1 protein-coding gene is annotated in these 797 nt (G+C 63.9%); it reads left to right on the top strand.

The window, feature by feature from the left end:
- Positions 1-797, top strand: a 797-nt coding sequence (locus AC0L2C_RS34130; RefSeq protein ID WP_473525526.1) for an ABC transporter ATP-binding protein, incomplete at both ends; no start/stop codon positions are given.

The following is a 797-nucleotide window of genomic DNA, read 5'->3' as shown; positions in this document are numbered from 1 at the left end:
TTCCTGTCGGTCAAGAACATCACCGCCGCCTATGGCCGCAGCCATATCAAGGTGCTGAAGAACGTCTCGGTTGACATCTATCCTGGCCAGACGCTGGCGGTGGTCGGCGAGTCCGGCTCGGGCAAGTCGACGCTGGCGCGCGCCATCACCGGCCTTCTGCCGCCCGAACAAGGCACCGTCACCTTCGACGGGCGGCCGCTCGCCAACCGGCTTGCCGATCGGCCCAAGGAGGATCTGCGCCAGTTGCAGATGATCTACCAGATGGCCGACGTGGCGATGAACCCGCGCCAGACCGTCGGCACCATCATCGGCCGGCCGCTCGAATTCTATTTTGGTCTGCGCGGCCGCGAGCGCGACAAGCGCGTCGCCGAACTGCTCGACAAGATCGAAATGGGCAAGGGCTTTGTCGACCGCTACCCGGCCGAGCTTTCCGGTGGCCAGAAGCAGCGCGTCTGCATCGCCCGTTCGCTTGCCGCCAAGCCAAAGCTGATCATCTGCGACGAGGTGACATCGGCGCTCGACCCGCTGGTCGCCAACGGCATCCTGAAGCTGCTGCTCGAGCTGCAGAAGGAGGAAAACGTCGCCTATCTGTTCATCACCCACGATCTCGCCACGGTGAAGTCGATCGCCGATTCGATCGCGGTGATGTATCGCGGCGAGGTGGTGCGCTACGGTGCCAAGAGCCAGGTGTTGGCGCCGCCCTTCGACGCCTACACCGACCTTCTCTTGTCCTCAGTCCCCGAAATGGAGATCGGCTGGCTGGAGAAGGCGATCAAGGGACGACGCATGGCCAGCGC

It is taken from the genome of Mesorhizobium sp. WSM4845, from assembly GCF_055811455.1.
The sequence above is the reverse complement of the archived record's forward strand: the minus strand, read 5'-3'. Positions and strand labels throughout refer to the sequence as shown.